Source organism: Cognatundibacterium luofuense (genome assembly GCF_018139685.1).
Lineage (GTDB): Bacteria > Pseudomonadota > Gammaproteobacteria > Burkholderiales > Burkholderiaceae_D > Undibacterium > Undibacterium luofuense.
Genome location: NZ_JAGSPN010000012.1, coordinates 107,168 through 120,699 on the forward strand (window position 1 = coordinate 107,168; position 13,532 = coordinate 120,699).

Here is a 13,532-nt window from a genome sequence, read left to right on the forward strand (position 1 = left end):
TTCCTTCTTCAAAACAAAAACGCCGCCAGCAGGCGCTGACGGCGCGTTTTCCGCTTACTGACCGGATGCCGGCGGGCTTTGCCGCACCACCAGTAACTGATCAATCCGGAAATGATCAATATCCACGACTTCAAATTTGTAGTCGCCGACCATGACAAAGTCGGTACGCTTGGGTATCCGCTTTAGCATGGTCATCATAAAACCGGCTATCGTCTCATAGCTGCCCTGCTCCGGCAAGTGATCCAGGCCCAGAGCACGGCAGACATCTTCGGTGGACGTCGCACCGTCAATCAGCCAGCTTTGCTGATCGCGCTGTACGATCTGATCTTCCGAGAACGGATGCACCAGATTGCCCATCAGTGTATTCAGCACATCGCTGATGGTAATCACACCCACGACCAGCGCGTATTCATTCATGACCACGGCAAAATCTTCACGTCCGGCTTTGAATTGCTCAAGCACATCGGACAAAGTCAGCGTATCCGGAACCGCCAGCACGTTGCGTACCGATAATTCATTCAGACGGGTAAAGGACTGGCCGGTCAGTACACGGCGCAGAATTTCTTTGGACTCCACATAACCGACAACCTGATCAATCTGTCCGTCACACACCAGAAATTTGGTATGCGGATGTTCTGCGACCTTTTGCCGTACTTCATCTTCACTATCCTGCAGACTCAGGTAAATGATGCTGTCGCGCACGGTCATCGCAGACGGTACGGTGCGGCTGTCCAGCTCAAACACATTGCCGATCACATGCTGCTCATGTTCCATCAGCACGCCGGCTTCGGCACCGGCATCCACCATCGCCACGATTTCATCTGAGGTGATTTGTTCATCGCGGGTTTGCGGTAACTGGAACAGGCGGAAAAATAAATCGGCCACGCTGTTGAATAACCAGACCAGCGGTTTAAACGCGCGCAGGCACAGCAACATAGGGCTGACCACCAGCAATGCGACTTTTTCCGGTGCAATCATTGCTAGCCGTTTCGGAATCAGATCGGCGAATAAAATAAAAACCGAGGTGACGGTCAGGAACGAGCTGACAAAACTCAGCGTCGGTATCCAGCTCTGATTGCCGGCCAGCCAGTTCAGACTTTGTTCGATGTAAGGCGTCAGCGCCTGTTCACCGAGAATACCGCCGAGTATGGCGACGCCGTTCAGACCGATTTGCACGACCGTGAAAAAATGACCGGGTGCCTGCTGTAAAGCCAGCACCCGCGCAGCACGCGAATCGCCTTCCGCCTCCAGCATTTGCAGCTTCATTTTGCGCGCTGCTGCCAGCGAAATTTCAGACATGGAAAAAAATGCACTGATCGCGACCAGCAGGCCGATGATCAGTAAATGATCGATAAACGCCACGGGACAAACTCCTTTCTCATATGCGCAGGTACGCATACGCTTGTCTGCATCATAACGTACTCTTGTGACCACAGAATGGCAAGCAAGAGCGCAGCGCCGGATGTGCAGCGGAAGGCAGACTGGCGCATACTGTCAGTTTTTTGCTGACGCTGAAAATCTATGCAAGCCAATCAAGCAGCGACTGACGGGCAAAGCCCGCCACCTCTACCGCGCTCTGTGCGCTTTGTTTTACTGACGGTATTTCTGGACATTCTCGGTGTCGGACTGATCATTCCGGTGCTGCCGTCGCTGGTCGGCGCGTTCGGGCTGAATGCCTCTGATCAGGCGCACTGGTATGGCTGGGTGATTGCGATTTACGGCGTGATGCAATTCTTCTTTGCCCCGCTGATCGGTGCGCTGAGTGACCGTTACGGCCGCCGCCCGGTATTACTGACTTGTGTTGCCGGACTGGGGCTGAATTTTCTGGCGATGCCGTTTGCTCCCAGTGTGATCTGGTTATTGGTGATACGCGCAGTCGGCGGTATTACTGCAGGTAATTTGTCGGTGGCGAATGCCTATATCGCCGACGTGTCGCCACCCGCGCAGCGCAGTCAGGCGCTCGGCAAAATCGGTGCGATGTTTGGTCTTGGCTTTATCTGCGGACCGGTACTCGGCGGCGTGCTGGGTGAAGTGGATCTGCATTATCCGTTTTATCTGGCAGCAGCCGTATCGCTGGGGAATTTTATTTACGGTTATTTCTCGCTGCCGGAATCGCTGGCAACGGAACACCGCAAGCCTTTGCGTCTCGGCGCAGCCAATCCGTTCACCGGCCTCACCGGACTGGCGCATTTGCGCGGTGTTGGACAACTGGTGTGGGTGTATGCGCTGACGATGTTTGCGCAATTTATTATCCAGACCAGCTGGGTATTATCGACCACGCTGCGCTTTGGCTGGACGCCGTTGCAGAATGGTTTCTCGTTGTTTCTGGTCGGCGTTTCCAGTGTCGTCATGCAAGGCTTGCTGCTGGGGCCGTATATCAAGCGGGTTGGTGATGCCGGTGCGGTCACCATCGGACTGGCGTCGTCCGCACTGACGCTGCTGTGTTATGCGGTCGCACCGCAAGGCTGGATGATGTATGTGCTGATCATTTGTAATCTGCTGGCCTTCGGTACCGGCCCGGCTTTGCAGGCTTACTTTTCGCGTGCGGTGGATGCCCGTTCGCAAGGCGTGGCGATGGGCTCGCTGAGTTCACTGGCCAGCCTGATGAGTGTGGCTGCAACGCTGGCCGGCACTTCTTTGCTGGCGCAGGTCAGTCATTTTCCGGCAGGCAGTATCTGGCTGGGTGCGCCGTTTTTTCTGGCTTCCGCGATGCAGATTGCAGCCTTACTGCTCGCACGTCATACCCTGCGCCGTTTGAATCCTGTCTGAATTTAGTCTGGTTTGCCCGGGCTGCAGACGAAAAAAAACCTCACTGCCGCATTGCCGGGAGTGAGGTAACCAGGGGGAAACTGTTAATCAGCGACCGTCTGTGCCTTCGTTGTAGTCATCGCTGTGGGCGACGCGGCCATTAATCTCCCGGTCGAACACATCATGATCCACATCCTTGCCCCACTTACCAACCACGATGGTTGCCACACCGTTACCGATCAGATTGGTCAGTGCGCGTGCTTCAGACATAAAGCGGTCGATACCCAGAATCAGCGCGAGACCGGCTACCGGTACGCCTTTGACCGCAGATAAGGTGGCTGCCAGCACGATGAAGCCACTGCCGGTAATGCCTGCCGCACCTTTGGAAGTGAGTAACAGGACGGCCAGCAAAGTCAGCTGCTGACTGATACTCATCGGTGTGTCAGTTGCCTGCGCAATAAACACCGCTGCCATGGTCAGATAAATCGATGTGCCGTCCAGATTGAATGAGTAGCCGGTAGGAATCACCAGACCAACTACCGATTTCTTCACACCCAGACGCTCCAGTTTCGCCATGATGCCCGGCAGTGCAGATTCAGAAGAGGAAGTACCGAGCACGATCAGCAATTCTTCTTTGATGTACCGGATAAACTTGGTCACGCTGAAGCCGTGCAGACGGGCAATCGTACCCAGTACCACGAAGATAAAGATCAGGCAGGTTGCGTAGAATGTACCCATCAGGAATGCCAGCGACGACAGCGATTTCACACCGTATTTACCGATGGTGAATGCCATTGCGCCGAATGCGCCGAGTGGCGCCACTTTCATGATGTAGCCAACCATGGTGAACAGCACATGGGAGAACTTATCAATCATCAGATACACCGGATTATCACGGCCACCTAAGCGGTGCAACGCGAAACCGAATAACAGCGCGATCAGCAGCACTTGCAGAATTTCACCTTTGGCAAACGCATCGACAAACTGGCTTGGAATCACACTCAGCAGAAAATCGGTGGTGGTTTGCATTTTGCCCGGTGCGGCATAGTTGTTGACTTCTTTGGTGTCCAGCGTGGTCACGTCGATATGCATACCGGCGCCAGGCTGAATCACATTCACCATAAACAGGCCAACGATCAGTGCCAGCGTACTGACGATTTCAAAATACAGCAGCGCCATCCCGCCGGTTTTACCGACTTTTTTCATATCTTCCATACCTGCAATACCGGTGACCACGGTACAGAAAATAATCGGAGCGATCATCATCTTAATCAGTTTGATGAAGCCATCGCCGAGCGGCTTCATTGCAGCGCCGGATTCCGGGTAGTAGTGACCGAGGCCCACCCCGATGAGGATGGCGACAATCACCTGAAAATACAGGGATTTATAAATGGGCTGCGCTGACATAAGGCGTCTCCGGATGTTGGTTTTATTCAGAATAGTGGAAAAAAGGGAATTATCCACAGGAGATTATTGAAAAATGTTTGCATCAGAACCATTGGTGTTTTCCACAGCTGTGGAAAACACGTAGGGCAAAAAAGCAAAAAAATGGTGATGGAAATACGCCGGTATACGCACAGAAAGCCGGAAAAGCGCGAAATAGTATGTTGCATTGAACAAAATTTATGCACCTATCGGTTTACATGTGATTTGTTCGATTCATGCTTGGATTTAAACGATTTATCCTTGATCTGCTTTTATCTTCAGAAGTTTTTTGTATATCAGTTTCTTTTTAGAAATATTCATTCTGCATCGCATATAATCCATTTCCCCTGAAATTTAGTGATCAATCTGTATATCAAAGAACGATTTTTGTTCTGTCCGGTTTGCCGCTGAACGAGGGGAAAACAGGCAGGCGGGCGGCACGGTGCGGGGCATCCGTACAACAGTGTTGTTCAGCAGGCCACACAGCAAACACTGAGGATAAGCAAGAATGAAAACAATTCAGGAGAAATCCTGTGCCCGTGCAGTCCGCATCGCTTGCGGCCTGCTGGCTGGCGCAACCCTGCTGACTGCCCACGCGCAGGAAGCAGAAAAAGCACAACGTGTCGTCATTACCGGTTCCAACATTTCCCGTATCGACGTGGAAGGTCCTACTCCGGTAGAAGTCATCAAACGTGACGCCATTGAAAAAACCGGTGCAGGCACCGTGGCTGAACTGCTCAGCAAAATTCCTTCGATGTCGATTGCGCTGGATGGCACATCGACTTCCACTTTCGCCGGTGGTGCAGCCTCTGCGCAATTGCGCGGTCTGGACGCAAAATACGTTCTGGTTTTGCTGAACGGCCGCCGTCTGGCGAACTACGGTTTTTCTGACAATGCAGAAAACACCTTCGTTGATCTGAACAGCCTGCCGCTGGCAGCGATTGAATCGGTAGAAATTCTGCGTGACGGCGCGTCCGCGATTTACGGTTCTGACGCGGTGGCGGGTGTCATCAACTTCAAAACCCGTAAAAACTATCAGGGCACAGAAATCAGTGCCAACGTCGGTCAGAATGAAAAAGGCGACGGCGGTTCTTACAACGTCAGCCTGACAGCCGGTTTCGGTGACATCGACAAAGATGGCCAGAACCTGTTGCTGACACTGGATGCATTCAAACGCACTCCGCTGTGGAACAACAAACACTCCTATTACGCGAATCCGGATCACCGTCAGTACGGTGGTTCTGATGGCCGCAGCACCAGCCTGTATCTGGGCAGCGTGCGCGACTTCGACAATGGCGAACCGGGTTATGCCATTCCGGGTTGCCGTGGCACCGTGGGCACCAGCGCCGGTACCGGCGATCAGGTTTGCTTCACCAGCCCTGTGAACCAGATTTCTCCGCATATCGAACGTCTGGGCGTTTCTGCGATTTACACCAAACAACTGAGCAACGGTAACGAACTGTTTGCCGAAGCCGGTGTGACCACCAGCAAAACCACGGTACAGCAAGGTTTCCCGCGCTTTAACAGCGCCTTCATCGGCAACACCGCAGGTTCGACCAATCCTGGTCTGGCCGGTTTGCCTGGCCCAAGCGCAGACGGCAGTCTGGCAGGCTTCACCATGGGTGACCGTCTGCAGGTTTTCCGCGACATCTACGAAGCAGGCCGTTCTGAACAAGTGCTGGCCAGCGACACCGTACGTTTCGTCGGTGGCTGGCGCGGCACGATCGGTAAATGGGACAGCGAAGCAGCGATCAGCCTGAATCAGAACCATGTGACCGACACCACCAGCAAACAAGTACTGAAAGATGTGTCCAGTGCTTCCCTGCAGGCTGGCTTGCTTGGTCAGGCCGGTGGTTACGATCCGTTTGTATACTGGAATCCTGCCAGTGTTGTGAACCCGATGCTGACCACCACCGTGCGCAGCGCGACTTCGCGTCTGGGCATGCTGGAATGGAAAATGTCTAACCCTGAACTGTTTAACCTGGCTGGCGCACCGGTCGGTTTTGCATGGGGCGCACAATTCAGCCGCGAAACCATCAACGACGTACCTGATCCGGTGATGGCAGCAGGCAATATCGCTAACTACGGTGCGGTATCGTCCAAAGCCAGCCGCAGTGTTGTTTCTGCTTACGGTGAATTCAATATTCCGGTTGCAAAAGATATCGAAGTACAAGCGGCACTGCGCGGCGATCACTACAACGATTTCGGTAACTCCGTGAATCCTAAACTGGCGATTGCATGGCGTCCGACCAACACCGTCATGCTGCGTGCAGCGGCGACAACTTCGTTCAAAGCACCAACGCTGCCGGAAATCAATTCCACCACCACCGCGTACACCACGGTGGCTGACTGGGCGCGCTGCGGTCCGCTCGGTTATGTTGGTCCTAACTGCTCTTACAGCCCGAAAGCTTACCTGAAAGGTAATCCGGATCTGAAAGCAGAAAAAGCGAACAACTTCTCTGCCGGTATCGTTCTGCAACCGGTCAAAGATTTGTCCGTGGCGCTGGACTGGTACGCGATTTATCAGCGTGACACCATTCAGGCACTGGATGCACAGTACCTGCTGGATAACGAAGACAAAATCGCCGGTTTCGCCGCGCTGATTGGCCGTGATCCGCGCAATGCAGCGCTGGAAGCGAAATACCCAGGTCTGAATAAAGGTCGTATCAACAACGTGACTTTGCCGTACATGAACGTTGGTAAGACACAGATTCAGGGTCTGGATCTGGATGCGAACTACACGCTGAAACTGGCCGAATTCGGTAAAGTGAAATTCCGTGAAACACACAGCCACTTCCTGAGCTACAAGCAAAGCATCGCTCCGGGTCAGGACCCGACTTCCCGTCTGGACGGTGTGTATCATCCGAAATGGAGCAACTCTTTCCGTACTTCGTATGAATACAAACAATATGAAGCCGGTCTGACAGCGCGTACTTATGCCAGCACCAAAAACATCGATGATCCTACACACAGCCAGGATCCTGCTGTTACCAACAAACGTATTCCTTCCTACACCGTATGGGATCTGAACTTCAGTACCCGTCTGCGTGCAGGCTGGAGTGTTAACGTAGGTGTTAACAACCTGTTCGACAAAGGTGTTGTATACGCAAACGCAGCCAGCATCGATGCACCGGTACAATCGAAGAGCGATCTGGTTGGCCGTTACATCTACGCGAACATGCGTTATGCATTCAAATAATCCCGTCTGAAAAAATCGGGATGATTTGATGCGGTGACACACTGCGCAGTGCTGGCTACCAGCGTCTGCGCAGACTCACCGGAAAACAAAAAAGGGATGCTGTCACGGCATCCCTTTTGTTTTTTCGCGTATTTCTTTCACGGAACTGGCCGTGCATTGTGCAGAGATCCGCATCCGCCATTTCCGGAGCCCCGGACTTTCTGCCGACGACCGCCGGATCGCTGTGCAGAACACCGCATTTGAGGCTGAAAACGGCTTTCAGAGGCTGATAAGCAGCCTGCTGGTCATGTCTTGCTCAGTCAGTGCAGTTGCGGTGCTTTCACACCGTGTGTCATGGAGAAATGCTGTAACTGATCAACGATGTGCGGGTTGGAGACCGGTACGCTGATCACACTGTTCTGGGTATGTTTGAGCCAGAATTTCACATGGCCGTTTTCCGGACGGCTGAATACCATTTTGCGCAGCAGGCCGAATACGGTGGTGCCGGTGGCGAGGCCGATGGCGGCTTTTTTTGCCAGTGCGGCGGCGTCGCCCTGCCCGCTCAGTGCCTTCATCAGTTCGTTGGCGGGATAATGCATTTCCCAGTGCAGGATATCGTCCGGCGTGGCTGTGGTGCGGCGCTGGCCGTCGATCAGGTAAATGGTTTTTTGGGCGTAGTTCAGTGCAATCGCGCTGCCGTCGCAGACATCGACGCAGGTTTCGTCGCTGACTTGTGAAAACTGGCTGATTTCCGACAACATTTGCCGGCGCTCCCGCTGGCGCGTGGTCAGGGCGCGATACACGAAATACACAAAGCCGAAGAAAAACGGGTAAGACAAAAAGTTCAGCACGGACTGCGGCAAAGGCAGCCAGTTCAGCAGCCAGTATGCGGCGATGGCAATCAGAATCACGCGTAACAGCGGACGTTTAGCCAGGGCATTTTGCAGGGTGGTGATCATGATCAGCTCGCGGAATCAGGTTGTCATTACAACCAGTCATGATAGAACGGAATGCGAATATGTCAGCTGAATAAGATGTCGAAATTGTAATGAGACGTTACGGCTGATACAGAGCGGATGCATCCGGGCTGAGTACGGGTGTCAGCGCGGGCGACGGGCGGGCCGCTGAAAGCCGTTTTCGGGCTCAAATGCGGTGTTCAGCATAGCGATCCGGCTGTCGTCGGCAGAAAGTCCGGCTCTGCGGAATAGCCGGATGACGATGTCTGCACAGTGGATAATGTCAGCCTTATCCACAGCGACGCCTTCGCCGCTGTGGTTCAGTTGCCGTAGTTTGGTCGCCGTGGCTCAGGCGGCGCGGCGTTTTTGCTGGTTGGCGATGATGTGGCCCAGCGTGCGCATCGCATCGTCCAGTTTGTCGGAATACGGTGCGCCGCAATTGATGCGCAGGAAGTGATCGAAGCGGTTGGAATTCGAATACAGCAGGCCGGGCGAGATCAGGATATCGCGCTCCAGCGCTGCATCAAACACCGCTTGTGATGAGCATTCCGGCGGCATTTCCACCCACAGCGATACACCGCCGTCCGGCATGCTGAGGCGGGTTTCCGGCGGAAAATACGCGGCCACCGCTTCCGCCATTTTGTCGCGCTGCTGCTGCAAATGCTGACGCAGGCGACGCATATGGCGTTCGTAATGGGTCGATTGTAAGAAGCTCGCCATCATGCGCTGCGATAACTCTTCGTTGTAACGGGTTTGCGCGTATTTGAACATGCTGACCCGCGCCTGCCAGCGCCCTGCCAGCATCCAGCCGATACGCAGACCGGGCGCGATGATTTTGTGCAGCGAGGCACAGTAAATCACATTGCCGGTTTTATCCCAGTGCTTGATCGCGGTCGGAATTTTGTCGCCATTGGTCAGCGCGCTGTATGAGTCATCTTCAATCAGCGGAATCTGATGCTGCTCGCACAGATGCAGTAAGCGTTGCTTATGGCTGTCCGGCATGATGCTGCCCAGCGGATTCTGCAAATGCGGCACCACCACCACCGCTTTGATATTCGGATAGGTTTGCATCGCCAGTTCCAGCGCTTCAATCGAAATGCCGGTATGCGGGCTGGTCGGAATTTCCAGTGCTTTCAACCCCAGACTTTCCAGCACTTGCAGCAAGCCGTAAAAGGTCGGCGATTCCACCGCAATCACATCGCCCGGATGTGCGACGGCGCGCAGCGCCAGATTCAGCGCTTCGATACAGCCGTGGGTAATCACCACTTCACTGGCGGCGGTGCTGATGCCGACATCCAGCGCACGTTTGGCCAGCGCCGCGCGTAATTCCGGATTGCCGCCCGGCGAAATCGCCTTAGTCAGCAGCGTAGGATGCTGGCGCAGCAGGCTGGTGGCTAACTGACGCAATTGCTGATGCGGATACAGTTCCGGCGCACCGGTCGCACGCGCCAGATTGACGCTGACTTTGCGCTGCCCTTTGGCGATGATGGCCGAGACTTTTTCATGGATACCGACATACTGGGCCGGATCAATCTGGCGCACCGTTGCCGGTTCTGCCGCCGGTGCCAGCACCGTTAAACGGCGCGGGGTGCGGATGAAATAGCCGGAACGCGGTCGCGCTTCCAGCCAGCCCTGGGCTTCCAGCCAGCGGCACAGTTGCAGGGCGGTCGACAGGCTGACTTCATGCTGCTGCATCAGTCTGCGCACCGATGGCATGCGTTCGCCGGGACGCAGGGTGCCGGACTGTATCGCACTCAGATAATGTTCCGCTAACTGGCGGTATAAAGGCGTGTTCATGCGTGTATCTTGCTCCTGCCGGGTCAGACTCACCAAGATACAGTTATCACAAAAAAAAGCAATAACAGATGCAAAATCCCGGATGTGCTGCGATACAGAGCGTAAGACTCTGTGTCTGTTGTGGTGGGTTGGAGGCTTCTATCATGTGCTGCATACAGGCTCACCGGGAGAAACCACATGGAGCAATTGCAGCTGGGGCCACGCCAGTGCTGGTATGGCTATCTGGAAAAAGGTTGTCTGATCCGCGCAGGGCAGGGCGTTTGCCGTCTGCGTAATCTGAGCGCGGAAACGGACGGAATGGCTTATTTTGCCTGCATACGGCCGGATCAGCCGCATCTGGTATTCCGTTCCGGCTGGATGATGCTGGAGCCTGACGGCGCACAGCGTTGCCAGCTGACGATGCGTTATCCGTGCGCGTTCTGGCTGCGCTGGTCACCGCTGGTCTGGCTCAGAGGACGCTTGCAGCAATTCCGCCTGCGCTGGCGCTTAAAGCAGCACCGGATTTAACCGAAGAACTCTTTGATCAGGAAGGCTTCCAGTTGCGCGCTGTCTTCCTTACGCGCCGACAGAGTGATGACTTTCCCCATACGGCGCGATTCCCAGCGGAAGTCGCCCTGATAGTGTTCACGGATCAGATCAATCATACGGCGTACCATCGCCAGTTCCACATTGCCGCCCAGACCGGCATCGACTTCAATCACTTGCTGAATCTTACGGTTGGAATTCGCTTTCCAGCCATTGAAGGCAAAGCGGCCTACGCGGGTGGATTTGTCCAGCACCTGAAACACGCCGCTGGTGCCATCATCACCGGCAGCCTGACGCATGCTGCGGCGGATATTTGCTTCCGCAATTTCCTGTGCTGACATCGGGCGTGAACCCTGGCTGGCGGCCTGATTTTCTTTTGCGGCACTGTCTTCGGCGGCTTTACGTTTTTCGCGTGCGGCGTTCAGCATCGCCAGCATATCGGTGGCCGGTGCCGGTTCTGCCGGCGGTGGCGGGGGAGCCTGTACAACGGAAGGCTGCTCAGTCACGGCAGGCACCGGTGATGGTTTAGTGACAGACGGGGTGCGTGGCGCCGGTTTCGGTGCTTTCGGACGTGGCGCGGCTTTCTGCTTTTCAGGCTGGCTCAGTTTCGCCATGGTTTGCTTATCCAGCAGCAGCGTCACCGCGCGCGAACCGGCGTCGTCGCCTTTTTTCTTGATCTGTTCCAGATGCTGATTCAGCAAAAAGTACAGCAGTACTGCATGCATCAGCACGACCAGCAAAATGCCGCTCAGACTGGCCGGGCGAAAACGGATATGCAGATGGATTTCACCCGGAAGTGTGACTTCCTGTTCGTTTTTTTCAATACTGAACTTCATGTACGGGTTTCAAAAAGACTCATCAGATCACGCAAAGCCACAGGCAAATGCAAAGACGTCAAGGATACTGCATCCGCTGCCTGCCTCTGTAACAAAGCGTGGATTCTGCGGAAAAAAAAGTGCAGGGCGGTAAGTTGCCGTTTTGGTATCGTAAGATGCTACTTCTTGTCGCAAGTTGCCGTTAAATGTGTAACAAATGTTTACCTTTGAAATATGATAAGTCATTGTTTTTAAACGATAAAGAGATTTTTTTCAGAATAATCAGAGACAGCTTTCCGGCTTCTGCTACAGAGCCGTCATAGGAATGGCGGGGTATTTCCACTATCCTCTGCAGTCATCCGGTATGCATATTTATTGAGGCAATGATGGAAACAGAAACAGAGCGCCCGCAGGCGCAGGAACAACAGGCCGCTTCCGTCCGTGGTGCGCTGGCGGTTGGCGCGGCAACGGTCGCACTGGCGGCATGCGGCGGCGGCGGCGGTGGTGCCGGTGACAGCAGCGGCGGTAGCGGCGGGGGCGTTACACCACCCGTGGCTCTGTCAGATACCGATGCAGCCCGCTTTCTGAGCCAGGCTGCGGTTGGTATTTCCCGTGCCCAGATTACCCGTGTCAAAGCGATTGGCTACTCAGCATGGATCGATGAGCAAATGACAATGGCTGGTTCCGGCACCCGCTGGGACTGGCTGAAGGCGAAAGGCTACGATGTCGCCGCGAATATTTTTACGCAGAACGGTTTCGATAATGTGGTCTGGGGCAAACTGATCAGTGCGCAGGACACGCTGCGTCAGCGTGTGACGCAGGCTTTGTCGGAAATTATTGTGGTCGGGATTGATGGTCTGGTCGGTGCAGGCTGGCAGTCATTTTCTGCGGCAGCTTTTCTGGACATGCTGGAAGCGAATTGCTTCGGTAACTTCCGCACGCTGCTGGAAGGGGTCTCCACCAGTGCAGCGATGGGGCAGTACCTGACTTTCCGTGGCAATGTGAAGTTCAATGCCAAAACCGGTGCACTGCCGGACGAAAACTATGCACGCGAAATCATGCAATTGTTTTCGATCGGTCTGATTCAGCTGAATCTTGATGGTACGCCGAAACTGCAAAACGGCGTGCAGCAGGAAACCTATACCAATGATGATATCGGCGGACTGGCCCGTATCTTCACCGGCTGGGATTTTGATCTGAGTACCAGCGATACTACGACGCCGGAATTTTTACGCCGTCCGATGACGCAGGTCGCTGCCCGTCATGAAACTGGCGCATCGACTTTCCTCGGCAGTACCGTACCGGCCGGTGCGGATGGTGTCGCGCATCTGAAGGCCGCACTGGATATTATTTTTGCGCATCCGAATGTCGCGCCGTTTATTTCGCGTCAGTTGATTCAGCGTCTGGTGACCAGCAATCCGAGCGCTGCTTATGTACAGCGTATCTCGACCGTTTTTAACAGCGACAGCAAAGGTGTCAAAGGCAATCTGGCCGCAGTGGTGAAAGCGATTCTGCTCGACGATGAAGCGCGTAATGCAGCCAATCTGGTGAATCCGCAGTTTGGTAAGCTGCGCGAACCGATTTACCGCTTCCTTGCATGGGCACGGGCATTTAATGTGCAATCCGTCAGCGGCTTATGGAACGTCGGTAACACCAGCAGCACATCCAACAGTCTGGGCCAAAGCCCTTCGCGTTCCGGCTCTGTGTTTAACTTTTTCCGTCCCGGTTATGTGCCGCCGAACAGTGGCATCGCCGGTGCTTCGCTGGTGGCGCCGGAGTTCCAGATCGTGAATGAATCGACGGTGGTGGCGTATGTGAACTACATGCAGCGTATCGTCAGTGGTGCGAATACGGATCTGGTCGCGGATTACAGCAGCCTGATTCCAATGGCGACCACCAGCAAAACCCTGCTGAATGAAGTGAATCTTCTGCTGGCTGCGGGTCAGCTCAGTGATGTCACGATCAATACAATTACTGCGGCAATCGACAGCATGCCTTCCGATACCGATGCCCGCAAACTGAACCGGATTTATGCCGCACTGACACTGGTGCTGGCATCCCCGGAATTTATCGTCAGTAAATAAGGAA

The 13,532-nt window shown here is 54.4% G+C and carries 9 protein-coding genes; 4 read left to right on the plus strand and 5 right to left on the minus strand.

The window, feature by feature from the left end:
* Positions 1-54: 54 nt before the first annotated feature.
* Positions 55-1,362 carry a polyamine export protein PaeA gene (gene paeA / locus KDM89_RS15335; RefSeq protein ID WP_329604679.1) on the minus strand — a complete coding sequence of 436 codons (1,308 nt, stop codon included), beginning with the start codon at positions 1,360-1,362 and terminating at the stop codon, positions 55-57.
* A gap of 159 nt (positions 1,363-1,521) precedes the next feature.
* On the opposite strand from paeA, the gene KDM89_RS15340 reads away from it, so the two are divergent.
* On the plus strand, positions 1,522-2,769 hold the full coding sequence (locus tag KDM89_RS15340) for a TCR/Tet family MFS transporter (protein WP_212688792.1): 1,248 nt from the start codon (positions 1,522-1,524) through the stop codon (positions 2,767-2,769).
* A gap of 87 nt (positions 2,770-2,856) precedes the next feature.
* On the opposite strand, the gene KDM89_RS15345 is transcribed toward KDM89_RS15340, so the two are convergent.
* Complete coding sequence (locus KDM89_RS15345; RefSeq protein WP_212688793.1) at positions 2,857-4,155, minus strand: dicarboxylate/amino acid:cation symporter; 1,299 nt, start codon at positions 4,153-4,155, stop codon at positions 2,857-2,859.
* Between the two features lie 526 nt (positions 4,156-4,681).
* On the opposite strand from KDM89_RS15345, the gene KDM89_RS15350 reads away from it, so the two are divergent.
* Positions 4,682-7,372 carry a TonB-dependent receptor plug domain-containing protein gene (locus KDM89_RS15350; protein ID WP_212688794.1) on the plus strand — a complete coding sequence of 897 codons (2,691 nt, stop codon included), beginning with the start codon at positions 4,682-4,684 and terminating at the stop codon, positions 7,370-7,372.
* A gap of 299 nt (positions 7,373-7,671) precedes the next feature.
* On the opposite strand, the gene KDM89_RS15355 is transcribed toward KDM89_RS15350, so the two are convergent.
* On the minus strand, positions 7,672-8,310 hold the full coding sequence (locus KDM89_RS15355) for a hypothetical protein (RefSeq protein WP_212688795.1): 639 nt from the start codon (positions 8,308-8,310) through the stop codon (positions 7,672-7,674).
* Between the two features lie 345 nt (positions 8,311-8,655).
* On the minus strand, positions 8,656-10,104 hold the full coding sequence (locus tag KDM89_RS15360) for an aminotransferase-like domain-containing protein (RefSeq protein ID WP_212688796.1): 1,449 nt from the start codon (positions 10,102-10,104) through the stop codon (positions 8,656-8,658).
* 177 nt (positions 10,105-10,281) lie between these two features.
* Between KDM89_RS15360 and KDM89_RS15365 the strand changes: the two genes are divergently transcribed.
* Positions 10,282-10,611 (plus strand): hypothetical protein, encoded by a 330-nt coding sequence (locus KDM89_RS15365; protein ID WP_212688797.1) that lies wholly within the window; start codon positions 10,282-10,284, stop codon positions 10,609-10,611.
* On the opposite strand, the gene KDM89_RS22540 is transcribed toward KDM89_RS15365, so the two are convergent.
* Positions 10,608-11,465 carry a hypothetical protein gene (locus KDM89_RS22540; RefSeq protein WP_230427899.1) on the minus strand — a complete coding sequence of 286 codons (858 nt, stop codon included), beginning with the start codon at positions 11,463-11,465 and terminating at the stop codon, positions 10,608-10,610. The genes KDM89_RS15365 and KDM89_RS22540 overlap by 4 nt on opposite strands.
* A 362-nt stretch (positions 11,466-11,827) precedes the next feature.
* Here KDM89_RS22540 and KDM89_RS15375 point away from each other — a divergent pair, with 362 nt between their 5' ends.
* The gene (locus KDM89_RS15375) at positions 11,828-13,528 is read left to right on the plus strand and encodes a DUF1800 domain-containing protein (protein ID WP_230427900.1); all 1,701 of its coding nucleotides are present in this window, start codon (positions 11,828-11,830) and stop codon (positions 13,526-13,528) included.
* The last annotated feature ends 4 nt before the right edge of the window (positions 13,529-13,532 follow it).

Bases quoted from the DNA above. Each gene is read 5' to 3' on its own strand.
- KDM89_RS15340 (WP_212688792.1), top strand. From the start codon at position 1,522: ATGCAAGCCAATCAAGCAGCGACTGACGGGCAAAGCCCGCCACCTCTA.
- KDM89_RS15345 (WP_212688793.1), bottom strand. From the start codon at position 4,155: ATGTCAGCGCAGCCCATTTATAAATCCCTGTATTTTCAGGTGATTGTC.
- KDM89_RS15350 (WP_212688794.1), top strand. From the start codon at position 4,682: ATGAAAACAATTCAGGAGAAATCCTGTGCCCGTGCAGTCCGCATCGCT.
- KDM89_RS15355 (WP_212688795.1), bottom strand. From the start codon at position 8,310: ATGATCACCACCCTGCAAAATGCCCTGGCTAAACGTCCGCTGTTACGC.
- KDM89_RS15360 (WP_212688796.1), bottom strand. From the start codon at position 10,104: ATGAACACGCCTTTATACCGCCAGTTAGCGGAACATTATCTGAGTGCG.
- KDM89_RS15365 (WP_212688797.1), top strand. From the start codon at position 10,282: ATGGAGCAATTGCAGCTGGGGCCACGCCAGTGCTGGTATGGCTATCTG.
- KDM89_RS22540 (WP_230427899.1), bottom strand. From the start codon at position 11,465: ATGAAGTTCAGTATTGAAAAAAACGAACAGGAAGTCACACTTCCGGGT.
- KDM89_RS15375 (WP_230427900.1), top strand. From the start codon at position 11,828: ATGATGGAAACAGAAACAGAGCGCCCGCAGGCGCAGGAACAACAGGCC.